Genomic DNA, 22733 nt, shown 5'->3' on the forward strand with positions numbered 1-22733 from the left:
GGAGCAAGCTCCCTCGCCACAGATAAAAGCTTTTTAAAACCGAGACCGTGCGTGCGGATCGATTTGAATGCCCCACAAGGCATCTGGAGACGAACGTGCGTTACCTCAAAACCCTGGCGGCCGGGTTGGCCGCCTCTTTGCTGTGCCTGACGGCGCAGGCCCAAACCCTGGTGGTCGGCGACCAGAGCTACAACGCTCAGGCCGTGATGGAAGCGGCGGGGGTGCTCGATGACCTGCCTTACACGCTGGACTGGAAGCAGTTCACGGCCGGGTCGCCGGTGGCCGAAGCGCTCAACGTCGGCAGCCTGGACCTGGGCCTGCTCGGGGATGCCCCGGTGTTGTTCCTGGGCGCCTTGGGTGCACCGATCAAGGTGATTGCCGTCAGCCGGCAAAATCTCGACGGCGTAGCCATCCTGGTAAAAAAAGACTCGTCGATCCACAGCCTGGCCGATCTGGCAGGCAAGCGCGCTGCGATCTGGAAAGGTTCCTGGAGCCAGCAACTGTTGCTGACCGCACTGGACAAGGCCGGGGTTGCGCGGGATTCGCTGCAATGGCGCTACCTCAGCGCCCTGGATGCCTCCCACGCGCTGGAAGGCGGTGCAGTTGACGTGATCGCCACCTGGGAACCCTACGTCACGCAACAGGAACGCCAAGGTGCGCGGGTGCTGGCAACCGCTGAAGACTTGATCCCGGCCCAGAGTTTCATTGCCGCCAACGCCAGTGCTGTCGAGGCCAAGCGTGAACCCATCAGCGACTTCCTCCAGCGCCTGAAAAAAGCCCGCGACTGGGCCCGCCAAAGCCCGGCCAACGCCAACGCGTATGCCGATGCCTGGGCCAAGCGCACCCGCGCTGATGCCGACATCGCTCGCGTCTGGTTTGCCCGCGCACGCACCACCGTCGAGCCGCTGACGCCTCAGGCGCCCATCGAGGCGCAAAAGACCGTGGACTTTTTTGCCGGCCTGGGCCTGGTCAAGTCTTACTCGGCCGCCACGTTGTTCGACCCTTCATTTGCAGCCGCCTTGCAGCCCGCCGTCGCCACCACCCAGCCCTGACCGCTTGAAGGACTACTGCGCAATGACTAAAAGACAGCTCAAACTGGGCGCCCTGACCATGGGCTGCGGTGGGCCGGGCCGCCATAACCTGTGGCTTGATCCGCAGTTGCCGGCCGATGCCAGCGTCAACGTCGATTGGTACATCGAGATAGCGCGCCAGGCCGAGGCGGCGCTGTTCGACCTGCTGTTCATCGTCGACAGCCAGTTCATCACCGAGGGCTCGCCTTCTCATTACCTCAATCGCCTGGAGCCGCTGACCTTGCTGTCGGCACTGGCCGTGAGCACGCGGCATATCGGCCTGGTCGGTACGCTGACCACCTCTTATAACTCGCCCTATAACGTCGCCCGGCGCCTCGCCTCCCTGGACCTGATCAGCAAAGGCCGCGCCGGCTGGAACGTGGTGACCAGTGGCGATGCCGGTACCGCCGGCAATTACAGCCGCGACGAACATTACGACTATGCCACCCGCTACGGGCGTGCCGCCGAACACGTTCAGGTGGTGCAGGGGCTGTGGAACTCTTACGAAGACGATGCGTTTGTGCGCAACCGTGCCACTGGGCAGTTTCTCGACCCGAGCAAGCTGCACAGCCTGAATCACCAGGGCGAACACTTCTCGGTGGTGGGCCCGCTGAATATCCAGCGCTCGCCCCAAGGCCAGCCGGTGATTTTCCAGGCCGGCGACTCGGAGCAAGGCCGCGACCTGGGCGCCGCCACTGCCGATGTGATCTTCACCCACGCGGCCAGTATCGAGCAGGGCCAGGCGTTTTACCGGGATATCAAGGGCAGGGCGGCACAACGGGGGCGCGATCCGGAACAGGTACTGATCATGCCCGGTGCGGAAATTTATGTGGGCGACACCGATGCCCATGCCCGGGAAATCGAGCAGCACTACCATCAGCTCGACCACAGTTTTGCGCTGGCACTCAAGGAGTTCGGGCGCAATTTTGGCTGGCATGATTTCAGCCAATACGACCTGGATGCGCCGTTCCCGCAAGAGAGCCTGGAGGCCGCGCGCAGCAGTTTTTTCACCGCTGCCAAACGCATCGCCGACCAGGCGCGGGAGCAGGGCTTCAGCCTGCGCCAGGCCGTCGAATTTGGTCGGCAATTGCGCCCAGGCGCGTTCGTGGGCAGCGCGGCCACGGTGGCGCAGAAAATGGCGGATTGGTTCGAGGCACGGGCGGTGGACGGGTTCAATATCTACATCGGGCACCCTGGGCAATTTGATCGCTTTACTCAGGAGGTGATCCCTTTGCTGCAAGAGCGCGGTGTTTATCGCACGGCCTACGAGGGCTCGACCTTGCGCGAAAGCCTGGGCTTGGCGATTCCGAGGTTCCAGCGCACCCCCTCACCCTAAGGGGTGATTTCGATGACTTTGCGGGTGTGGGACTATCACTTCAGTCCCCGGCGCCAGTGATCTGGTGTCGCACCCAACCGTTATGACGGCGAGTCTTCGAAGTGGATAATGATCGACTGTCTTCAGCCCAGTGGTTCGAACAGATAGCCAGGGTGACCGAGAGCATCGGGCACGCGGGGTTTGCCGCCACGTTGTTCGATGCCCTGGGGTGTATCCGCCCCATTCAGGCCACGACCTTGTACCTGTACCCCCACGACGGCATGCCCAGCGCATTGTTCGAACTGGACGGGCCATGGCTGCCCCAGGGCAATGTGCGCCAGTACCTCTCCGGTTTTTACTTGCTCGACCCGTTCTACGGCGCCTGCGTGGAGGGCGCCACTTCCGGCTGCTACGACCTCGCCGATGTGGCCCCCGACCACTTTGAGCACAGTGAGTACTACCAGTCGTTTTACCGGCATTCGCACCTGGAGGATGAGCTCAACTACATCCTGCAGGCCAGCAACGGCTTGAGCCTGGCGGTGTCGCTGGCCTTTACGCAGAAGCTCGACGCGACCACCACCGAGCAATTCAAGCGCATAGCACCTTGGGTACTGGCGGTGCTGGGCAAGCACTTCGTCGGCCTGGAGACTCAGGGCGCGCGTTTCGAAAGCCTGTTGGAACAGCGTATTCACTCGGCACTCAACAACTTCGGCTCCTCGCTGCTCACCGAACGCGAATGCCGGATCACCCAGTTGATCCTGCGCGGCCACTCCACACGTTCGCTGGCCGAGCGCCTCGGGGTCTCCGAAGACACCATCAAGTCCCACCGCAAGCACATCTACAGCAAGCTCGACATCGGCACGCAATCGGAACTGTTTTCCCTGTTTATCGACTCGTTGGCCGAGGCCCAGGGCGGGCTGAGCAAAGACCCCCTCGAACGCTACATGAGCAAAGGCCGTTGACCGGCTGCATGACCACCCACAACAAGAGAAAAAGCCATGAACCTACCCTTTGAACCGCAACGCCAGACCCAGGACTACCAAGCCTCGGACGCGGCCCACCATATCCATGCCTTTGTGGATCAAAAGGCGCTGAATACCGAAGGCCCGCGCGTAATGGTTCGCGGTGAGGGCCTGTACCTGTGGGACAGCGAGGGTAAGCGTTACCTGGACGGGATGTCGGGTCTGTGGTGCACGCAGCTGGGTTATGGGCGCAAGGACCTGACGGCTGCGGCTGCTGCGCAGATGGATCAGTTGGCGTACTACAACATGTTCTTTCACACCACCCATCCGGCGGTGATCGAGCTTTCCGAGTTGCTGTTCAGCCTGTTGCCAGGGCACTACAGCCATGTGATCTACACCAACTCCGGTTCCGAAGCCAATGAGGTGCTGATCCGCACCGTACGCCGCTACTGGCAAGTGCTCGGCAAGCCGCAGAAGAAGATCATGATCGGTCGCTGGAACGGCTATCACGGCTCCACCCTGGCGGCGTCTGCCCTGGGCGGCATGAAATTCATGCATGAAATGGGCGGCTTGATCCCGGACGTCGCGCACATTGACGAGCCTTATTGGTACGCCCAGGGCGGTGACTTGACTCCGGCCGAGTTCGGGCGGCGCTGCGCCCTGCAACTGGAAGAAAAAATTCTGGAGTTGGGCGCGCAAAACGTCGCCGGTTTTATCGCTGAACCTTTCCAGGGCGCCGGCGGCATGATTTTCCCCCCAGAAAGCTACTGGCCAGAGATCCAGCGTATCTGTCGCCAATACGATGTGCTGCTGTGCGCTGATGAAGTGATTGGCGGTTTCGGTCGTACAGGTGAGTGGTTTGCCCATCAGCATTTCGGCTTCGAACCCGACACGTTGTCGATCGCCAAGGGCCTGACCTCAGGTTACCTGCCCATGGGCGGTTTGGTATTGAGCAAGCGCATGGCCGAAGCCCTGGTAGAGCGGGGCGGGGTGTTTGCTCATGGACTGACGTATTCCGGGCACCCGGTTGCGGCGGCGGTGGCCCTGGCCAACCTCAAGGCCTTGCGTGACGAAGGGATCGTGCGCCAGGTAAAGGACGACACCGGGCCGTATTTGCACAAGCTCCTGCACGAAGTCTTTGGCAACCACCCGCTGATCGGCGAGATCCAGGGCACCGGCCTGCTGGCAGCCTTGCAGTTTGTCGAGGACAAAGGCACGCGCAAACGCTTTGCCAATGAAAACGACCTGGCCTGGCAATGCCGCACTTTTGGCTTTGAAGAAGGCGTGATCATTCGCTCGACCCTGGGCCGCATGATCATGGCGCCGGCCCTGGTAGCCAGCCGCGCGGAGCTCGATGAACTGGTCGACAAGACCCGCATTGCGGTGGACCGCACAGCACGGATGGCGGGAAAACTGTGAAGGGCTGAGCCCCCGCATGCCGCTTCGGTTGAACAGGGTGGGCGGCCCATAGCGGCCTGCCCACCGCTCCCAATGGATGACTCATCAAAGGTGTCGATTTGATCGAACGCCGCGGCGCCCTGCATTCCACTTTCCAGGAGTCAGCAATGAATACAATAACAAACGTAGCCGATACTCCCGTCCATCAAACCCCAACCCAACCAACCTCATCGCGCCGCTTTCGACAACCCCTGGGCCTTGTCGGGCTTGTACTGTTCGGGCTGGCGTATATGGTGCCGCTGGCGGTGTTCACCACCTACGGTCTGGTGACCCAAATGACCAAGGGGCACCTGCCCACCGCCTACCTGTTGACCCTGGCTGCCATGCTGCTGACGGCCTACAGCTATGGGTGCATGGTCAAGGCGCACCCGTATTCGGGCTCGGTCTACACCTATACGCGCAAGGCGTTTGGCGCCTCCTTCGGCTTTATCGCCGGCTGGACCTTGCTGCTGGACTACATCTTCCTGCCGCTGCTCAGCTATTTGCTGATCGGCATCTACTTGTCCGAATACTTTCCTACCGTGCCCACCGCGGTATGGGTATTGGGCTCCATTGCCCTGGTGACGGCGCTGAATCTAGTGGGTATCGAGTCGATTACCCGGGTCAATTGGGTGCTGATCGTGGCCCAACTGGTGTTCATCGTGGTGTTCGTGGGGTCGTCGATCCACAACCTCAGCGGGCAAGCCGAGCCGGTGTCGCTGCTCAAGCCGTTTCACCATGAAGGTTTCAGCGTGCCGCTGATCATGACCGGCGCGGCGGTGCTGTGCTTGTCGTTCCTGGGGTTTGATGCCGTGTCGACCATGGCTGAGGAGACACCTGACCCGCGTCGTACCATTCCGCAGGCGATCATGGCGGTGTCGCTGATCGGTGGGTTGCTGTTTTTGGTGGTGTCGTATTGCGCCCAGATGGTCTTCCCGGAATGGAATAGTTTTGCCGATCCCGACTCGGCTTCGGTCGATGTGATGCGCCGGGTCGGCGGCGAGCTACTGGTGAGTGCGTTTACCGCCACCTATGTGGCGGGCTGTTTCGCCTCCGCGATGGTCTCCCAGGCCAGCGTGTCCCGCGTGCTGTTCGCCATGGGCCGCGACGGCGCATTGCCCAGGGTATTCGGCAAGCTGGTGACGAAAAAACGCGTGCCGGCCAACGCGATCATGCTGGTCAGCCTGTTTTCGCTGATTGCCCTGTTCATCAGCCTGGACACCGTGGCCAACATGATCAGCTTTGGCGCGCTGTTCGCGTTTTCGGCGGTGAACCTGGCCGTGATCAAGCATTACTTGGGCGACCAGAAGCTGCGCGGTACACGCAACTATCTGCTGTACGCCGCCCTGCCGGGCCTGGGGTTTCTCAGCACGCTGTGGTTGTGGACGAGCCTGTCCGGCCTGTCGTTCACCATCGGCCTGTGCTGGATGGCCCTGGGGCTGCTGTGTTTGTTCTGCGTCACGCGTGGGTTCCGGGTACGCATGCCGGAGCTGCAAATGGCCGAATGAACAGGCCCCACCTCGGTTCATCCGTAGGAGCGAGCTTGCTCGCGAAAAACGTCAACGATAACGCGTTCTTNCTGGATGAACGCGGCGCCCTTGAGTTTTTCGCGAGCAAGCTCGCTCCTACAAAAGCCTTACGGCCCAATTCAGGAGTACAGCATGTTCAACCTCGACTATTGGCAGCAACGCGCTGCCCGCCAAACCTTCATCAGCACCGCCCTGATCGACGGCCAGCCCGTAGGTGCACTCTCCGGGGCGACCTTCGACACCATCAACCCGGCGACCAACCGCTTGCTTGCGCAGGTCGCCGCCTGCGGTGCAGCGGAGGTCGACCTGGCAGTACGCTCTGCGCGCCGTGCCTTTAACGACGGCCCGTGGCGACGCATGCCTCCAGGCGAACGCAAAAAAGTCCTGATCAAACTCGCCGACCTGTTGATGACCCACCGCGAAGAACTCGCACTGCTGGACTCCCTGAACATGGGCAAGCCGGTAATGGACGCCTATAACGTCGACGTACCCGGCGCGGCCCATGTTTTCGCCTGGTACGGTGAAGCTCTGGACAAGCTCTACGATCAGGTCGCCCCGACCGCCGCCAACGCGTTGGCGACCATCACCCGCGAAGCATTGGGCGTGATTGCAGCGGTGGTGCCGTGGAATTTTCCGCTGGACATGGCCGCCTGGAAATTGGCACCCGCCTTGGCGGCAGGCAATAGCGTGGTACTCAAGCCCGCTGAGCAATCGCCGTTTTCCGCCCTGCGCCTGGCCCAACTGGCGCTCGAGGCGGGCGTCCCCGAGGGCGTGCTGAACGTGGTGCCAGGCATGGGCGAGGGCGCCGGCAAGGCACTGGGGTTGCACCCGGACGTCGATTGCCTGGTATTTACCGGTTCGACCCAAGTGGGCAAGTACTTCATGCAGTACTCCGCGCAGTCCAACCTCAAGCAGGTGTGGCTGGAGTGTGGAGGCAAGAGCCCGAACCTGGTGTTTGCAGACTGTCAGGACCTGGACCTGGCGGCGGAGAAGGCGGCCTTCGGGATATTCTTCAACCAGGGCGAGGTGTGTTCGGCGAATTCGCGCCTCTATGTGCAACGCTGCATCCACGACGAGTTCATCGAGCGCCTGATCGATAAATCCCACGCCTGGATGCCCGGCAACCCACTGAACCCCGCCAGCGCCGCCGGTGCAATTGTCGACAGCGGGCAAACCGCACGCATCATGCAAGCCATCGGGCAGGCTCGCGCAGAAGGCGCCACGCTGTTGAGCGGTGGCCAACAGTTGAACATCGAGGGTTGTTCAAACTTCATCCAGCCGACGATATTTGCCAACGTCACCGCTGACATGCGCCTGTCCCGTGATGAGGTGTTTGGCCCCGTGCTGGCGGTGAGTGCCTTCGATACCGAAGAACAGGCGATACAGCAAGCCAACGACAGCGTCTACGGCCTGGCGGCATCGGTGTGGAGTGATGACCTGAACCGTGCGCATCGCGTGGCGCGTGCCCTGAATGCTGGTACCGTGTCGGTCAACACCATTGACGCCCTGGACGTGACCGTGCCGTTTGGCGGCGGCAAACAGTCGGGGTTCGGGCGCGATTTGTCGCTGCATTCGTTTGATAAGTACACCCAGTTGAAAACCACCTGGTTCCAATTGCGTTAACTGCCCCGTTTCGCATAACTGCTGTGCCGTTACAGGCATTCATCCGCCAATGGGCAATGCCTATAGTCCACTTAGCCCGTGCAGCGCTTCAACCGTGCTGCGCGATCCAGCCCAAGACTGAGGTGAGCCTGATGAACCGTGAATTCGACCCCGCACTGACGGATATCAACCAAGTGGACGCCGAGTACTTCGAGTACAGCAAGGCGGCGAATCCCATCAGTGCCAACCTGATTTCCCGCATTCCCTACCACAGCTTTCCGGCCTCGCTGTATGACAATGGCCCCTCCCGCGTGGTACCGCTGGACCTCAGCGACGCCTTGGGCTGCGAAGGCCCTGCGACAGGCCCCGGGCTATGCGCGAACTTCATGCGCCTTAACCCTGGCGACACGCTGACCCTGCAACCCAACGCCACTTCCCAGGTGTTCTACGTGATTGCCGGGGAGGGCAGCGTGGTTCAGGGGGAGTATGAGATTCAATGGTCCAAGGGCTGCTTTATCGCCCTGCCGGGATTACAGCAAGCGCACTTCAGTGCCCGCGAGGATGCACGTCTTTACTATGTGCACGATGAGCCGTTGCTGCGTTACCTGGGGGTGACACCCCGCGCCGATCGCTTTGCGCCGACCCTGTACCCAGCAGCACTGGCCAACGCGAAGTTGCGTGAAGCGGCCGATGATCCCAGGGCACAGGACCGCAGCCGCATCAGCATCCTGCTGGGCAACCGTCATTTCCCGCAGACGCGCACGGTGACCCACGTGTTGTGGGCCATGTACGGGATTCTGCCGGCGGGATCGGTGCAGAAACCCCATCGGCATCAGTCGATTGCACTGGACTTCATTATTGATTGCCCCACGGGCTGTTATTCATTGGTGGGCACCGAGCTGGACGCGGATGGGCAAATTCGTAACCCGCAGCGGGTCGACTGGTCTCCCGGCCTGGCGTTTGTCACGCCACCGGGTTACTGGCATGCGCATTTTAATGAATCGGATAGCGAGGCGTTCCTGATCCCGATTCAGGATGCGGGGCTGCAAACCTACTTGCGTGCGCTGGATATCCGCTTCAGTTGAGTCACTTCCAGTCCGGTGTTTCGCCCAGTCGTTCAACGATAAAGTCGATAAAACACCGGACCTTGGACGATACGATGCGCTTGGGCGGGTACACAAACCACACCGCAAACGCCCGCTCAACGCCCTGGATATGCCATTCGGGCAGCCACACTGCCAAGTCGCCGGCCTCGATACTTTGCGCCACCAGCCAGTCCGGCAACAGCCCAAAGCCCAAGCCTTGGCGCACGGCGATGAGTTGCGCGTCCAGGTCATTGATTCGAATAACGCCGTCATGCTGCAACGGGAGCGCGCGGCCGGCGGATACAAAACTGATATCGCCGGTGGTAGCCGTGCCCAGCACCGCAGGCAAACCGGCCAGGTCGGTGGGCGTGGAAGGAGGAGGGTGCTGCATGCCAAACGCCGGGCTGACCACCAAGCGGTAGTGGCCGTCGCTGAGCTTGCGTGCCTTGAGGGTCGAATCGGCCAGCTCGCCAATGCGTATGGCTAAGTCGACGCCGGCATGAATCAAATTGACCTGGGTGTTATCCAGCACCAGTTCCACGCTGATCTGCGGGTAGCGCACCAGAAAGTCATTCAACGCCGGCAGAATGTGATGCCGCGCAAACGCCGGCGGCAGGTTGAGTTTCAACACTCCCCGGGGATGCTGGTTCAGCGCAGACGTGGCGGCCTTGGCGTGTTCCAGTTCATCCAATACCCTGCGTGCGTGTATCAGGAAGGTCTGACCGCCTTCGGTCAGATGCAGCGTGCGTGTGGAGCGGTTGAACAGCGCGATGCCCAGGTCTTGCTCGAGGTCCTTCACATAGCGTGAAACCGTTGAGGCCTTGATCCCCAAGCGTTCGGCGGCACGCGAGAAATTGTTGCCTTCGGCGGCTTCGATGAATGCGGTGAGCGCGGTGAAATAGTCCAAGGGCAGCCTCAGGGCAGGGCGGTGAGACGTGCAGGTTGTTGAGTTTTGCCGGGGGCTGTCAACTGCTAGACCCTAGAGCCACGATGCAGCCCCCGTTTTCCTAATGGGTCTGAATGATCAAGGCGATATGGGATCGCTCGCAGGAAAGGTTTCTTCGATCGCCTCGTCGAGCTGGCTATCGCTGACAGCGCGGTCTTGCACCTTCACATTCGACTCGCAATGGCAATCGGCACTGGGGCACGCTTGACCCTGGGGGTGCAAGTCGGCGCATGCCTGGCTGCAGTAGGCTTTGCCGTTGCGCTGGTGACGCGTGTCATGGGTCACCTGGCAGGTGCAGCCTGGGCAGGCGCAGGTCCAACCTTGAGTTGTCGGGTTCATAGGTCCTCCGAATATTCAGTGATTGATAAACGGGCAGCAGTTTTCTGATACGTAAATCAGGGCTGCTGGTAATGCCCTGGGATGTCATGGCCTTCATCGGCCGGCTTGTTGCGCTTTTGCACCTGGACGTCGCTCAATTTCGCGTCCTTGAGCTCTGCGAAGCGCTGCCTGAGCAGGGACTCGGCCCATTGCGGGTCCAGCGTGTCTGCATCGTGCTCAAGCGTGCGGCTTTGTGGCTGGTTGTCGAGGATGAAACTGATGAGGTAATGCGCTTTCTCGAACATGAACGTGGCTCCGTTACGGTTAACAAGGCGTACCCGAGCAGGGCATGTTCATTTGATGAGTGGGCTGCGCAGTGATTCAGAAAATATAAGCCGCTTTCACCGGCCGAACGTTGAGAACAACAGAACCCGACTATTGATCTCGATCAGGTGGCCGTGCTGGCCCGCGCTATAACCTTGGGCGCTTATCGATGGCCAGGGACGGCTCAACGAGCAGCTCTGGTCGCACATTCTCAAGGAAGAGTCAGCCATGCGATCACTCAAGATCCTGTTGTTATCATCGGCATTCAACGGTTTGACCCAACGAGCCTGGCTGGATCTGCGCCAGGCGGGTCACGACCCCAGCGTTGTGGTGTTCACCGATCAAGCCACGGTGTGCCAGCAGGTCGAGGCGTCAGGTGCCGACCTGGTGATCTGCCCGTTTCTGAAGGATCGTGTGCCGCACCAACTATGGAGCCATCCGCAGCGCCCGGTGGTGATCATCCATCCGGGCATTGTTGGTGACCGTGGTGCCAGTGCGCTGGATTGGGCTATCACCCAGCAGGCCCGCCGTTGGGGCGTCACGGCTTTGCAAGCGGTGGAAGAAATGGATGCAGGACCGATATGGTCCACCTGTGAGTTCGACATGCCCGACCAGGTGCGCAAATCCGAGCTGTACAACGGCCTGGTGAGCGACGCCGCGATGGTTTGCATTCGTGACGTCGTGGCGAAATTCGCCAAGGGCTTCGTCCCCAAACCGCTCGATTACACCCAACCCAGCGTCATCGGGCACTTGCAGCCGAACATGACCCAGGCCGACCGCACCTTCAGTTGGTTCGATTGCGCAGCCTTTATCAAACGCAGCATCGATGCTGCCGATGGCCAGCCCGGCGTGTTGGCCAGCCTGTTGGGCGGGCAATATTACCTCTACGACGCGCACTTGGACGCCCGCCAGGGCACTCCCGGAGAAATCCTTGCGGTACAGGACGACGCTGTGCTGGTGGCGGCCGGAGATCACAGCCTGTGGATCGGCTCGCTCAAACCCAAAGGCCCAGAGACCTTCAAGCTGCCGGCACGGCACGTACTGGCGCAAAGGCTGGCCGGCGTTCCGGTGCTGGACAGTTCAATCGCCTGCCAGGCGTTCAACGAGCGGGTCTATCAACCCATTCGCTACCAAGAGTTCGGCCACATCGGCGAACTGACGTTCGAGTTCTACAACGGCGCCATGAGCACCGAACAATGCCAGCGGCTGGTCGCAGCGTTGCGCTGGGCCAAGGCGCGAGATACCCGGGTGTTGCTGATCAAGGGCGGGCGCGGCAGCTTTTCCAATGGGGTGCACCTAAACGTCATCCAGGCCGCCGACGTGCCGGGGCTGGAAGCCTGGGCCAACATTCAAGCCATCGACGATGTGTGCCTGGAGCTGCTCACTGCCAGGCAACTGGTGATCAGCGGCCTGACCGGCAGCGCAGGCGCAGGCGGTGTGATGCTGGCGCTGGCCGCCGACATTGTATTGGCCCGCGAAGGTGTGGTGCTCAACCCGCACTACAAGACCATGGGACTCTACGGCTCCGAATACTGGACCTACAGCCTGCCACGGGCCGTGGGCAGCGAAATCGCGCATAAGCTTACCGAAGAATGCCTGCCCATCAGCGCCATCCAGGCCCAGCAGTACGGCATGGTCCAGGGCATCGGGCCCCGCTGTCTGCAGGCATTCGGCCTGTGGCTTTTGCAAGAGGCTGACCGTGCGTTGACCGATGATAAGTACCTTCACGCACGCACACGTAAAGCCACGCTGGATACTCAGCAAGTTGAACGCTGTCGCGAGCAGGAACTGGCACAGATGCGATTCGACATGGTGGGAAATCGCCAGCAGTTTGCCGAGAAATGCCGCAACTTCGTGTTTAAACGCAAAACCTGCCAGACCCCACAGCGGTTGATTGCGCCATGGGCGTTGAGGTATGAGGCTGGTGTGCCGGAAAGCCGGATGCTGAATGACTGACTGTCGACGCGGGGAGGGCGCGTCGGCCAGTCCAGCCTCGCATTGGGCAATAGGGTTGCCCATAATGGACGCCAACTCGCCCAAACGCTCAGACCCCGAGGCCCCATGGAACTGCACAACCTGAACGATGATGCAGCGCCCGTATGACTCGTGCGCTGTTTATTTCGATGGATGGCCCCAAAGGCACCGGTAAAACCACGCTGCTGGAGGCCGTTACGACAGCGTTGAGGGCCGACAACCTAAAGGTCGTGCGACTGTGCGAGCGCAAGAGCGATCCCTGTCGAGCGCAAACGATGGCTCTGGTTAACACGTTCGCCCGAGATCCCAGCCGGGATCTGGAACTTGAGGTGTGTGAGCGCTTTGCCGACAGCCGCAGCTGGATTACTCGGAACGTACTGGCCGCGCAGCCACCTGACAGCATCATCCTGATGGATCGCTGGTACCCGTCTGATGCCGCGTTTCGTCGGTTGACACCCTTTGCAGACATTCTTGAGCTGAACATTAATCGGCAGGTGCAAGTGCCGGATCTGCATGTGGGGGTTGTCACCGCGGCGCAAATATCCTGGGCACGGGCGGCAGCACGACGGCGGGGGTTGAGCAGTACGGTGATGTTTAAGCTGGAGGAGCAAGTTGTGTGTACCGAGGCGTTTGAGCGAGCAGCTGTGGAGCAGGGGTGGGTAACGTGTCGCAATGAAGGGACGATTGAAGAGGCGGTGAGGCGGGTGGTTTTGCAGATATATAAGGTCCTTCATCCCAAGCATCAGGAGTAACGGAGTGCCGTTGAACCAGCAAGATCAGGATGATGTTGGTCATCAGAACAAACGTCACCGAACGAAGAAACTCTATGAAAACGTCGTGATAGGAAACTTCCTGTACGGTCTCGGATTCGCCGTGCGGTCATGTCTAGACGCAAACACCTCGATCCCAAGCGTGGTCAACCTACTACAGCAGACGCCTGCAGACAAAGAGCTGGCTGACGTACTGCTGAGCTTTCCAGGTGTCGTGCGCTTGATCGAATTCAAGATGAAGGGCGCCAGCCTGAAAAAAGAACGGCTGCGACATCGTTTACTCATGGCCGGCCTGGCAGGTGAAAATCAGGTATTGGTCGAAACGTCCAGAAGCCTGCACTGGTATGTGGAGGTGGGCGCCAATGACACCGACACGCCTTTGGTTTCGCGAGCCGTTCCATATCTCGACGCCTTCGACGAAGAACACTTGGCGTTGTCCGCGGGAAGCCTTGAACGACTCGTGGAGCAAACCGCGCGCGAAGCTGTTCGCGGCCTGGACCCGATGATGCGCGAGCGTTCACAGATATACCTGCGATTTTTACGCAATATTCAAGCTGACGACCCGGTGGGCGCAGGTGGCGTGCTTCTGGTCATGGGCGCAGGTGGAGCAATGCATTTTGTTCAGCTGCGAGACGTCTGTGATTTGAGTATGCCGCACAGGCAATGGCTTGAGCTGGAAATGAGCGGTCCCCAGCTGGAGCTATCTGTGCCTGCATTGGAGCTAAGCATGAAGCGTCCCAAACACCGCGACGGCCCCGAATATGGAAGGTAATGACCCATGGACGAACACGTGAACGAAAATGACCTCAGCCTGCGGGCCATGGCCGTTGCTGCCAAGGGCATCATGAGCGCAGCGGAAAATGACAGAAAAGCCGCTGAGCAGGCGATTGCGCGTCTTGGCTATCTGGAAAAACGTGTTGAGCAGAGCCTGCAACAGATTCCGACGATACTGGGCGCTTCAGCGGCGCAGATCGCAGATTCAGTGGCTTCAAAGGCGGCCGAGCAGTTGATTGGCAAGTTCAGACAGGCCGATGCCGCTGCGCTTGATGCGGCGCAAAAGTACCAGGCCGCCAGTGACAGCCTTAAGCGTCGATTCTGGCTCAGCATCTTCGCTATTCATCTAGGTGTGGTATTGCCTCTGGCGTTGCTGTTTTTCTTTGCGGTCCCCAGCACCGATGAGATTGCGCAAAGGCAACGAGAGTTAGCGGTGCTTGAGCAAAACATAGAAGCGTTGAAACGCCAGGGTGGTGACGCTGCCATTATTGACTGCGAGGGACGCCCGTGCGTGCGCACGCGAGAGGTCCCGGGCAAAGATCCCTATCACGATGCCGCTACAGGGAAGAAGACTTATCGGTTGATCTGGACCAAGTGAGCTTCATCAACTTTGAACTAATCACTAAGCCTGTCCACCTAACGCTTTGCACGTTGCCTCAAGCCCGGGGTTTTCCTGGGTTACCCAATCACACACGAAGGTTTGGTTAATCATGAAGAGCGAACAGGTAGAAGGCGTTGTAGAAAAGGTTGCTGGCAAAGCCCAGAGCGCAGTCGGGAAGCTTTTTGGCGATTCGAAGTTGGAAGCCGAAGGCGCTGGACGCCAGGCTGCGGGTCAACTGACGCAAACCTATGGCGACGCACTGGACAGCGTTTCTACATTCGTCAAAGAAAAACCGGTTGCTGCACTGGCAATCGGGGCTGTTGCTCTACTGGTGCTGAAGAGATTGCTTGGTCGCTGAACAGCAGTAGCTTCAATAAGATTGCTGGCACGGTAGAGACGATGGTGAACGCTAACCAGAATCAGGGGCAAATTTCTGGAGTTTCTTGCAGGCGTGGAAGGGCGTGAAGTGGAGCGGGGTATCTGCCTGTTCCTTGGGTAACCAAGTCATGCTGCCTGGCAATCGACGCGGTCTCTATGCCCTTTGCCGAGCTTGATGGGCTGAAAAGCCCTTATGTTTTCCAGGTCCCAGAAAAGCCAATGCCCCGACAAGTCGGGGCATTGGTTTTTTTATGAGCGAGTGGTCGGTTTGTATCGTTTTGTATCTGCGCTTTGGATAGATACACAGCGATTCCTTTAAGTCGGTTGATGACACATACGGGATACCTACGGGGCTTTAAATGAACCCATCGAGAAGGCGCAAACCTTCTCCAATGGATGACTCATTTAACTCGCGGCTATCTCTGCGCGTTTCGCGACGTTGTCGACCAATGACTTATAGGAAATTCAAAATGCCTGCAGCTACGTTCGGTTTCACCTGGCGCCCTTGTCTGGCTTCTTCCGTGAAAATGGGCGCTTTGGGGTTGGCCCTGATAGCCGGCAGCGGTGGTGCCTGGGCTGCTGGCCCGGCCGCCGATGCGTCAATTGCCTCGGCCTCGACCAATCCCGAATCGATTAGACCTTATCGAATTCACGTCGATGAAGCGCAATTGACCGATCTGAAAAAGCGCATTGCGGCGACCCGCTGGCCGGACAAAGAGACCGTCAATGACGTTTCCCAAGGCGTGCAGTTGGCCCAGGTCCAGGCGCTGGTGAAGTATTGGGGCAGCGGCTATGACTGGCGCAAGGCCGAAGCGAAGCTCAATGCGCTGCCTGAATTCATCACGACTATCGACGGCGTGGATATTCAATTCATCCATGTTCGCTCGCCAAACCCCAACGCGATGCCGCTGCTTCTGACACACGGATGGCCTGGCTCACAGTTTGAGTTCCTGAAGACGATCGGCCCGCTGACGGATCCCGTTGCTTACGGCGGTAAGGTTGAAGATTCGTTCGACGTGATCATTCCATCGATTCCGGGACACGGTTTTTCCGGTAAGCCAACTGAATTGGGCTGGGGGCCGGATCGGGTCGCGAAGGCTTGGGATGTGCTCATCAAGCGTCTGGGTTATACCCACTATGTCTCCCAGGGCGGAGATCACGGTTCGGTCATATCGGATGCATTGGGCCGCCTGAATCCGCCGGGGCTGTTGGGCATTCACTTGAACATGCCGGCCACCATCCCGCCCGAATTGGTCAAGCCGATCAATAGTGGTGACCCGGCCCCTGAAGGGCTCACTAAGCCTGAACGCAAGGCGTTTGATTCCTTGAGCACCTTCTTCGGCCGCAATGCAGCATACGGCGCGATGATGGTTACGCGCCCGCAGACTATCGGTTACCTGCTGGCCGATTCGCCTACCGGAACTGCGGCGTGGATGTACGAAAAAATCGCCGCGTGGACGGACAGTGATGGCCAGCCTGAACGGGTATTGACCCGTGACGAGATGCTGGACGATATCAGCCTGTACTGGCTGACGAACGCAGGCGCATCGTCATCGCGTTTCTACTGGGAAAACAACAACAACAATTTCAGCGCTGCCGCGCAGAACACCGCAAGCATCAAGGTGCCGGTGGCGATCACGGTCTTCCCGCACGAGATCTATCAGGCGCCTAAAAGCTGGGCGCAACGCGCTTACCCATCACTTTCCTACTACAGCGAGGTTAACAAGGGCGGCCACTTCGCTTCCTGGGAGCAACCTCAATTGTTCAGCGAAGAGTTGCGGGAGGCCTTCCGGCCGCTGCGCGCCAAGCTGAGCGCAACGAAGACAGCCCAGTAGCTCACACGCAACCCAGCCAACACACCTGGCCGCTATTCGGCGGCTCGCTACGGAGAAATACCATGGAGATGACCTTGCTGAACAATCAAAATAAATCCAGCCGCCTGCGGGGTCTTGCCCCATCGCTGTTGGCAGCAGCGGTGCTGCAATTCGCGGCGGTGGCTGTCGGTTTTTCCCAAGCCAGCGCGGCTGATGTACCCGCGTCCACCATTGGGGCTATCACCCCGGGAGCTCACACCTCTCTCGGTGCACTTAAGCATGTGAAAGCGGGGCTGCTGAACGTTTCTTACGCGGAACTCGGCCCAGCCGATGGTCCTGTGGTCATTTTGTTGCACGGCTGGCCCTACGATATCAACGCATACGCTGATGTCGCTCCTGCTTTGGCGGGCAAGGGATATCGAGTGTTGATCCCTTCTGCGCGTGGTTATGGCGATACGCATTTTCTCTCGGCCAAGACTGCTCGCAATGGTCAACCCGCTGCGCTGGCGACCGACCTGATCGACTTCATGGACGCGCTGAAGATCAAGACCGCGGTGTTGGGTGGGTTTGACTGGGGCGCCCGCACTGCAGATATCGTTGCGGCACTGTGGCCGGAAAGAGTGAAAGCCCTGGTCGCTGTGAGCGGTTACCTGATAGGCAGCCAAGAGGCAGGCAAGGCGCCATTGCCGCCAGCCGCCGAACTGCAGTGGTGGTACCAGTTCTACTTCGCGACCGAGCGTGGGCGCCTGGGCTACGAGAAAAACACCCATGACTTCGCCAAGCTCATCTGGAAGCTGGCGTCGCCACAGTGGAATTTCGACGACGCCACTTATGAGCGCAGCGCGGCGTCCTTGCAAAACCCTGATCACGTGGCCGTGTCGATTTTCAACTATCGCTGGCGCCTGGGGTTGGTCAAGGGCGAGGCCAGATACGACGCGCTGGAGAAGAAACTCGCGGCATTTCCATCCATCAGCGTGCCCACCATCACCCTGGAAGGTGATGCGAACGGCGCACCGCATCCACCTGCCGAAGCGTACGCCAAGCGCTTCACTGGCAAGTATGAGTACCGATTGATCACCGGTGGAGTAGGCCACAACTTGCCGCAGGAAGCGCCGAAAGCCTTCGCCCAGGCGGTGATCGACGCCGATCATCTTTGAAAACCGGCTGAGAGGATGGCGATGATGAAGCTGGAATTTCTGGCCGCGATGTCGGCTGCCATTGCAATCGCAGCGTTGACGGCTACCGGTGTTGCCTCGGGCGACGCCAGTAATGGCGACGCCTCGCCGATCTATGGCGTGAAACTGCCTGAAAACTACCGCCTATGGCCGCTGATTGCGCCGGCGCAGGAAGCGGCCCCCCTGAACGAACTGCGAGCCGTGGTGGGCAATGACTTGGCCATCAAGGCTTATCAGGATTCAACGCTGCCGTTCCCTGATGGCACGGTGCTGGTAAAGCTGGCCTGGAAACATGTGCAGTCTCCGGAATTCGAGCCGGCGTCCATCCCGGGGCCGGCCACGACCGTGCAGGTGATGGTCAAGGACTCGAAAAGATATGCAGCAACCGGTGGCTGGGGATTCGGGCGGTTTATCAACGGTAAACCGGCCGATGAAGCCCAACACCAAACCTGCTTCGCCTGTCACCAGGCGCGAGTGCGTAATCACGATTTTGTCTTCACGCGCTTCGCTCCCTGATTTCCCGTCAAACCTGGAGTCAACAATGAAAAAAGTATTAACCGCACTGGCCGTCGCCGTCAGCCTGAGCATGGCGACACACGCCTGGTCGCAAACTGAAAAACCCACGATTGTGCTCGTACATGGCGCCTTTGCCGATGCGTCGAGTTGGAATGGCGTCGTGAAGATTCTCGAGAAGGACGGTTACCCGGTGGTTGCCGCTGCCAACCCATTGCGCGGTGTAAAGAGCGATGGTTCAGCAATCTCGGCATTGCTGACGAGCATTCATTCGCCGGTGGTGTTGGTCGGCCACTCCTATGGCGGCAACGTTATCAGTGATGCGGCCAACGATCATGCAAACGTCAAAGCCCTGGTTTACGTCAGTGCGTTTGCACCTGAGGCCGGGGAAACCGTCGCCGGGCTGGCCGCCAAATTCCCGGGCAGCACGCTGGGTCCAACGCTGGCTGCGCCTGTACCGTTGGCCGATGGGGGCAAGGACTTGTACATCCAGCAGGACAAATTTCACAACCAGTTCGCCGCTGACGTCCCCGCGAAAGAGGCGGCATTGATGGCCGCCACCCAACGCCCGGTAACGGAAGCGGCGCTCAACGAAGCATCCGGCAGCCCTGCCTGGAAGCATATTCCGTCCTGGTACATCTACGGCGACAAGGACAAGAACATTCCCCCGCAAGCCATGGCATTCATGGCCAAGCGCGCCGCTGCCAAAGCCGTGGAAGTGGTCAAGGGCGCTTCACATGTGGTGATGGTTTCGAACCCGGAACCGGTTGCCCGCCTCATCGAAAAAGCCGCCACGGCGAAATGACACGCCAAGGGCGAAGCGGCGCTTTCAGCGCTCTACGCCGAGGCGAGTTTTGCACGTCGCCCGGCGGGTTTCGTTTTGAAGTTGTGCAACGCTGAAACGCAAGAGAGGGGGGTATTCGACGCGGCCAACGCCTGGGCACACCGGGCGTTGTGCTTATCGCGGGCAACCGCAATCAATCAGGTACGCCACGATGTGGAAGATCAATCACAGTTACATTGACGGAGCATTCGTTCCTGTTCATGGCAATGAAACGGTGCAATGCATCAATCCGGCTACCGAGGCGGTCATCGGTACGCTCACTCTGGCTGATCGTGAAGATGCCAGGCGCGCTATCGCGGCGGCTTCGCATGCTCAAGTCGCGATGGGCCGCACCTCCAAGGCCGAACGTATCGACATGCTCGAGCAGTTGCAGGCTGCCGTGCTGGCGAGCACGAATGAAATTCGCGATACCGCCATCGAAGAGTACGGTGCGCCGTTTGCCCGTGCGCAATGGGTCAGTCGCTACGCTTCACAGTCATTTACCAATGCGGCGCAGGTGTTGAAACACTTCGACCTGAGTCGTTCGGTCGGTGACGCTACCGTGGTGATGGAGCCGGTCGGAGTCGCGGCGCTGTTTGCCCCCTGGAACAGCACCGCCGGGACGATATGCAGCAAACTGGCATCGGCCATCGCGGCGGGTTGTGCCTCGGTCATCAAACCGAGCGAGTTGAGCCCCTTGCAAACCACAGTGCTCGCCCAAGCGCTGCATCGCGCAGAGTTGCCCAACGGGGTTTTCAATATTCTGTTGGGACGCGGCAGTGATGTGGGTGACGAAATCAGCGCCAGCCCACTCATCGCGAAAATTTCATTCACCGGGTCCACCGCCACCGGAAAGCTCATTGCACGTGCCGGAATCGAGACCATGAAGCGAGTGAGCCTGTCGCTCACGGGGAAGTCGGCCTCTATCATCTTGGATGACGCCGATCTCGACATCGCCATTCCCCTGGCTCTGAATGCTGCGTTCATGAACAACGGTCAGGCATGTGTCGCTGGCACACGTCTGCTGGTGCCACGCTCGCACGCCGAGGACATTATCGAGCGCGTGAAAAGCCTGGTTGAAGCGATGGTCGTCGGCGATCCGCAGGATCCGGCCACTGCTCTCGGGCCGCTGGTCAATCGCGCCCAATTCGACCGCGTACAAGCTTTCATCCGCCGCGGGCAGGCGCAAGGCGCGACGTTGATTATCGGCGGGGAGGGCAGACCGACCGGCTTGGACAAGGGCTATTTCGTCAGGCCTACGGTCTTTGCCGACGTCAGCAATGACATGGACATCGCGCAAGAGGAGATTTTCGGCCCGGTGCTATCGATCATTGCGTATGACTCGCAAGAACAGGCGATCGCTATTGCCAATGCCAGTCTCTACGGTTTGCAGGCTTATGTATTTTCCCGGCAACCGGAGCGTGCCCAACGCCTGGCGACCCAGTTGCAGGCCGGCTCGGTGTTGATCAACAGAATTTCGCCAGAGCTGCTGGCGCCGTTCGGCGGGGTAAAGCAGTCCGGTGTCGGCCGGGAGTTTGGAGTCTTTGGGCTGGAAGCATTTCTTGAGGCCAAAAGCATCGTGTCAGATTAGCCTGGGGTTGGCGGGAGAGGGTGGTCGCGCAACCCAGGCCGCAGGAGAAAAAGCTAATGGCCCACAGCACGTTGCCTGTGGGCCATGGGTTTTCAAGGGTTACGCGGCTGGAGCTTTCGCCTCCTGCAGCAGTTGCTGAATCATCTTTTCCTGCGTCTCGTAGCGACCTTCTCCGAAGTGGGTGAAACGCACTTGCCCTTTGGCGTCGATCAGGTAGTGCGCGGGCCAGTACTGGTTATCGAAGTTGCGCCAGATCGCGTAGTTGTTATCGATGGCTACCGGGTAAGTGATGCCGAGCTTTTTCACCTCATCCCTGACATTGCTGATGATGCGTTCAAAACCGTATTCCGGGGTGTGGACGCCGATTACCACCAAGCCATCCTTCTCGTACTTCTGCGCCCAGTCCTTCACGTACGGCAGGGTGTGCTGGCAATTGATGCAGTCGTAAGTCCAGAAATCGACGAGCACTACTTTGCCTCTGAGCGATTCACTGGTCAGCGCGGGCGAATTGAGCCATTCCACCGCGCCGGACAGCGACGGCATCGGGCCTTGGGCGTTGTCGAGGGTGGGTTCGGCCTTGGCCTTGCTTACCAGGTATTCGACGACTTTGGGGACGCTTTGCAGCACGCCTTTTTCCAGCACGCTGACGCCTTCGGACGACGCCCCGGCCAACAGCGTCTTGTCGGCACCGGTAGAAATCATCAGCGCTGCGGCCAGGACCGCAAAACCGGTGACGCGCCGCAGCCAACCAGTGACCGGAATCGAGGCCTTCAGGCGATTGACTAAACCGCGTCCGGCGAAAATCAGCGTACCCAACGACAGTGCACTGCCCAGGCCGTAGGCCACCAGCAGCAGGCTGGTTTGCGCATTGGCGCCTTGCAGCATGGCGCCGGTAAGGATCACCCCGAGGATCGGCCCGGCGCACGGCGCCCAGAGCAGGCCGGTGGCGACGCCGATCATCAGTGAACCCAGCGGCCCGGACATTTTGCGCGTCTGGGGGTCGAGGCGATTGCCCAGTAACACGAACGGGCTGGCCAGCCAGCCACTGATTCGTGCCGAGATCAGCGACAAGGCAAACAGCGCCATCACCACAAGTGCCACATGACGCCCGGCGTTGTTGGCCTGAATCACCCATTCACTGCTGACCACGGCCAGGCTGGAAATCAGCGCGAAGGTCAGAACCATGCCACCAAGGGTAAGCAGGATCGAGGAGCGTGTGCGGTCGATACCGGCGAACAGAAATGGCACGACCGGCAGGATACAAGGGCTGAGGACGGTCAATAAGCCGCCCAGTAATGCGATGAGGAACATAAGGGTCTCCTGATGAAATGTGGGCAGGGCTCAGTTATCGCTGTGGCATTCGGCAAATTTGCGGTAGTTCAAGATCTCGGTCTTGCCCTGCGAATTCAGGTAGGTCAGCTGGGCATCGACAATGCCGCAGGCAGCCCCGGCATCCTGTGTCAATGCCACCACTTTCTGGATGTCCAGGTGCGTGCCGTAGGTGTAGGTCTGCGGCGTGACGTCGGCTTCGGCGCGGGCCGAGAAGGTGCAGATATTCAGGGCGGCAAACAGGCAAGTGGCATAGAGGGTATTGGTGTTCATGGTCGTTTCCTCAAGGCTTCATGGGTTGGGTCGTTCGGTTGAGCCGAGGCGCTAGGGTTGGCCTCGATGTGGCTCATTAGAAGCCCGCGAGGTATCTCGTCTGTGTCAAAAACAGGCGCGGATAAATCGG

22 protein-coding genes and 1 pseudogene are annotated in these 22733 nt (G+C 59.7%); 18 read left to right on the plus strand and 5 right to left on the minus strand.

What is annotated here, in order from left to right; all coding sequences use genetic code 11:
* Window positions 1–95 precede the first annotated feature (95 nt).
* From ACTJLA_RS11635 to ACTJLA_RS11665, 7 genes are all read left to right on the plus strand, one after another.
* On the plus strand, window positions 96–1052 hold the full coding sequence (locus ACTJLA_RS11635; protein WP_034127415.1) for an ABC transporter substrate-binding protein: 957 nt from the start codon (window positions 96–98) through the stop codon (window positions 1050–1052).
* A gap of 22 nt (window positions 1053–1074) precedes the next feature.
* A complete protein-coding gene (locus ACTJLA_RS11640; RefSeq protein WP_057975947.1) occupies window positions 1075–2406 on the plus strand; it encodes an LLM class flavin-dependent oxidoreductase in 1332 nt (443 codons plus the stop codon).
* Window positions 2407–2507: 101 nt separating this feature from the next.
* Window positions 2508–3347 (plus strand): helix-turn-helix transcriptional regulator, encoded by an 840-nt coding sequence (locus ACTJLA_RS11645; RefSeq protein WP_034127417.1) that lies wholly within the window; start codon window positions 2508–2510, stop codon window positions 3345–3347.
* A gap of 36 nt (window positions 3348–3383) precedes the next feature.
* Window positions 3384–4766, plus strand: coding sequence for an aspartate aminotransferase family protein (locus ACTJLA_RS11650; RefSeq protein WP_314543643.1), 1383 nt, complete (start codon window positions 3384–3386; stop codon window positions 4764–4766).
* A gap of 146 nt (window positions 4767–4912) precedes the next feature.
* Entirely contained in the window at window positions 4913–6292 is a 1380-nt protein-coding gene (locus ACTJLA_RS11655) for an APC family permease (RefSeq protein ID WP_054918927.1), read from the plus strand.
* A gap of 153 nt (window positions 6293–6445) precedes the next feature.
* A complete protein-coding gene (locus ACTJLA_RS11660) occupies window positions 6446–7936 on the plus strand; it encodes an aldehyde dehydrogenase (protein ID WP_314543639.1) in 1491 nt (496 codons plus the stop codon).
* A gap of 131 nt (window positions 7937–8067) precedes the next feature.
* On the plus strand, window positions 8068–9000 hold the full coding sequence (locus tag ACTJLA_RS11665; RefSeq protein ID WP_054898490.1) for a cupin: 933 nt from the start codon (window positions 8068–8070) through the stop codon (window positions 8998–9000).
* 1 nt (window position 9001) lies between these two features.
* Here ACTJLA_RS11665 and ACTJLA_RS11670 read toward each other — a convergent pair whose 3' ends face one another.
* The 3 genes from ACTJLA_RS11670 to ACTJLA_RS11680 form a co-directional block, all read right to left on the minus strand.
* Window positions 9002–9907, minus strand: coding sequence for a LysR family transcriptional regulator (locus ACTJLA_RS11670; protein WP_054898491.1), 906 nt, complete (start codon window positions 9905–9907; stop codon window positions 9002–9004).
* Window positions 9908–10024: 117 nt separating this feature from the next.
* Window positions 10025–10285 carry a metallothionein gene (locus ACTJLA_RS11675; RefSeq protein ID WP_034127423.1) on the minus strand — a complete coding sequence of 87 codons (261 nt, stop codon included), beginning with the start codon at window positions 10283–10285 and terminating at the stop codon, window positions 10025–10027.
* Window positions 10286–10341: 56 nt separating this feature from the next.
* Window positions 10342–10569: a hypothetical protein gene (locus ACTJLA_RS11680; RefSeq protein WP_034127424.1), complete on the minus strand. Its 228-nt coding sequence runs from the start codon at window positions 10567–10569 to the stop codon at window positions 10342–10344.
* 247 nt (window positions 10570–10816) lie between these two features.
* On the opposite strand from ACTJLA_RS11680, the gene ACTJLA_RS11685 reads away from it, so the two are divergent.
* From ACTJLA_RS11685 to ACTJLA_RS11735, 11 genes and pseudogenes are all read left to right on the plus strand, one after another.
* A complete protein-coding gene (locus tag ACTJLA_RS11685; protein WP_314543629.1) occupies window positions 10817–12544 on the plus strand; it encodes a hydrogenase maturation protein in 1728 nt (575 codons plus the stop codon).
* 143 nt (window positions 12545–12687) lie between these two features.
* On the plus strand, window positions 12688–13314 hold the full coding sequence (locus ACTJLA_RS11690; protein ID WP_314543627.1) for a dTMP kinase: 627 nt from the start codon (window positions 12688–12690) through the stop codon (window positions 13312–13314).
* Between the two features lie 10 nt (window positions 13315–13324).
* Window positions 13325–14104 carry a hypothetical protein gene (locus ACTJLA_RS11695; RefSeq protein WP_314543625.1) on the plus strand — a complete coding sequence of 260 codons (780 nt, stop codon included), beginning with the start codon at window positions 13325–13327 and terminating at the stop codon, window positions 14102–14104.
* Between the two features lie 6 nt (window positions 14105–14110).
* Entirely contained in the window at window positions 14111–14704 is a 594-nt protein-coding gene (locus tag ACTJLA_RS11700) for a hypothetical protein (RefSeq protein WP_054918938.1), read from the plus strand.
* 112 nt (window positions 14705–14816) lie between these two features.
* A complete protein-coding gene (locus tag ACTJLA_RS11705) occupies window positions 14817–15065 on the plus strand; it encodes a CsbD family protein (RefSeq protein WP_014718439.1) in 249 nt (82 codons plus the stop codon).
* A 490-nt stretch (window positions 15066–15555) separates the two neighbouring features.
* Window positions 15556–16920, plus strand: coding sequence for an epoxide hydrolase (locus ACTJLA_RS11710; RefSeq protein ID WP_314543618.1), 1365 nt, complete (start codon window positions 15556–15558; stop codon window positions 16918–16920).
* Window positions 16921–16982: 62 nt separating this feature from the next.
* Window positions 16983–18056, plus strand: a complete 1074-nt coding sequence (locus ACTJLA_RS11715; protein WP_054898501.1) for an alpha/beta fold hydrolase — start codon at window positions 16983–16985, stop codon at window positions 18054–18056.
* Between the two features lie 24 nt (window positions 18057–18080).
* Entirely contained in the window at window positions 18081–18590 is a 510-nt protein-coding gene (locus ACTJLA_RS11720) for a cytochrome P460 family protein (protein ID WP_314543615.1), read from the plus strand.
* A gap of 25 nt (window positions 18591–18615) precedes the next feature.
* A complete protein-coding gene (locus tag ACTJLA_RS11725) occupies window positions 18616–19392 on the plus strand; it encodes an alpha/beta fold hydrolase (RefSeq protein WP_197900539.1) in 777 nt (258 codons plus the stop codon).
* Between the two features lie 12 nt (window positions 19393–19404).
* Window positions 19405–19482, plus strand: a pseudogene (locus tag ACTJLA_RS11730) (creatininase family protein); the annotation flags it as partial.
* A gap of 100 nt (window positions 19483–19582) precedes the next feature.
* Window positions 19583–21001: an aldehyde dehydrogenase family protein gene (locus tag ACTJLA_RS11735; RefSeq protein WP_200583341.1), complete on the plus strand. Its 1419-nt coding sequence runs from the start codon at window positions 19583–19585 to the stop codon at window positions 20999–21001.
* A 99-nt stretch (window positions 21002–21100) separates the two neighbouring features.
* Here the strand turns inward: ACTJLA_RS11735 and ACTJLA_RS11740 are convergent, their stop codons facing one another.
* On the minus strand, window positions 21101–22312 hold the full coding sequence (locus tag ACTJLA_RS11740; RefSeq protein WP_181124332.1) for a cytochrome c biogenesis protein DipZ: 1212 nt from the start codon (window positions 22310–22312) through the stop codon (window positions 21101–21103).
* Window positions 22313–22342: 30 nt separating this feature from the next.
* The gene (locus tag ACTJLA_RS11745) at window positions 22343–22603 is read right to left on the minus strand and encodes a DUF2790 domain-containing protein (protein WP_014718446.1); all 261 of its coding nucleotides are present in this window, start codon (window positions 22601–22603) and stop codon (window positions 22343–22345) included.
* Between the last annotated feature and the right edge of the window lie 130 nt (window positions 22604–22733).

Source organism: Pseudomonas sp. 22072 (assembly GCF_052046095.1).
In the GTDB taxonomy this organism is placed as follows: domain Bacteria; phylum Pseudomonadota; class Gammaproteobacteria; order Pseudomonadales; family Pseudomonadaceae; genus Aquipseudomonas; species Aquipseudomonas paracarnis.

Bases quoted from the DNA above. Each gene is read 5' to 3' on its own strand.
- ACTJLA_RS11640 (WP_057975947.1), top strand. From the start codon at position 1,075: ATGACTAAAAGACAGCTCAAACTGGGCGCCCTGACCATGGGCTGCGGT.
- ACTJLA_RS11655 (WP_054918927.1), top strand. From the start codon at position 4,913: ATGAATACAATAACAAACGTAGCCGATACTCCCGTCCATCAAACCCCA.
- ACTJLA_RS11675 (WP_034127423.1), bottom strand. From the start codon at position 10,285: ATGAACCCGACAACTCAAGGTTGGACCTGCGCCTGCCCAGGCTGCACC.
- ACTJLA_RS11740 (WP_181124332.1), bottom strand. From the start codon at position 22,312: ATGTTCCTCATCGCATTACTGGGCGGCTTATTGACCGTCCTCAGCCCT.
- ACTJLA_RS11705 (WP_014718439.1), top strand. From the start codon at position 14,817: ATGAAGAGCGAACAGGTAGAAGGCGTTGTAGAAAAGGTTGCTGGCAAA.
- ACTJLA_RS11700 (WP_054918938.1), top strand. From the start codon at position 14,111: ATGGACGAACACGTGAACGAAAATGACCTCAGCCTGCGGGCCATGGCC.
- ACTJLA_RS11725 (WP_197900539.1), top strand. From the start codon at position 18,616: ATGAAAAAAGTATTAACCGCACTGGCCGTCGCCGTCAGCCTGAGCATG.
- ACTJLA_RS11660 (WP_314543639.1), top strand. From the start codon at position 6,446: ATGTTCAACCTCGACTATTGGCAGCAACGCGCTGCCCGCCAAACCTTC.
- ACTJLA_RS11710 (WP_314543618.1), top strand. From the start codon at position 15,556: ATGCCTGCAGCTACGTTCGGTTTCACCTGGCGCCCTTGTCTGGCTTCT.
- ACTJLA_RS11715 (WP_054898501.1), top strand. From the start codon at position 16,983: ATGGAGATGACCTTGCTGAACAATCAAAATAAATCCAGCCGCCTGCGG.
- ACTJLA_RS11665 (WP_054898490.1), top strand. From the start codon at position 8,068: ATGAACCGTGAATTCGACCCCGCACTGACGGATATCAACCAAGTGGAC.
- ACTJLA_RS11690 (WP_314543627.1), top strand. From the start codon at position 12,688: ATGACTCGTGCGCTGTTTATTTCGATGGATGGCCCCAAAGGCACCGGT.
- ACTJLA_RS11650 (WP_314543643.1), top strand. From the start codon at position 3,384: ATGAACCTACCCTTTGAACCGCAACGCCAGACCCAGGACTACCAAGCC.
- ACTJLA_RS11685 (WP_314543629.1), top strand. From the start codon at position 10,817: ATGCGATCACTCAAGATCCTGTTGTTATCATCGGCATTCAACGGTTTG.
- ACTJLA_RS11735 (WP_200583341.1), top strand. From the start codon at position 19,583: ATGTGGAAGATCAATCACAGTTACATTGACGGAGCATTCGTTCCTGTT.
- ACTJLA_RS11745 (WP_014718446.1), bottom strand. From the start codon at position 22,603: ATGAACACCAATACCCTCTATGCCACTTGCCTGTTTGCCGCCCTGAAT.
- ACTJLA_RS11680 (WP_034127424.1), bottom strand. From the start codon at position 10,569: ATGTTCGAGAAAGCGCATTACCTCATCAGTTTCATCCTCGACAACCAG.
- ACTJLA_RS11720 (WP_314543615.1), top strand. From the start codon at position 18,081: ATGAAGCTGGAATTTCTGGCCGCGATGTCGGCTGCCATTGCAATCGCA.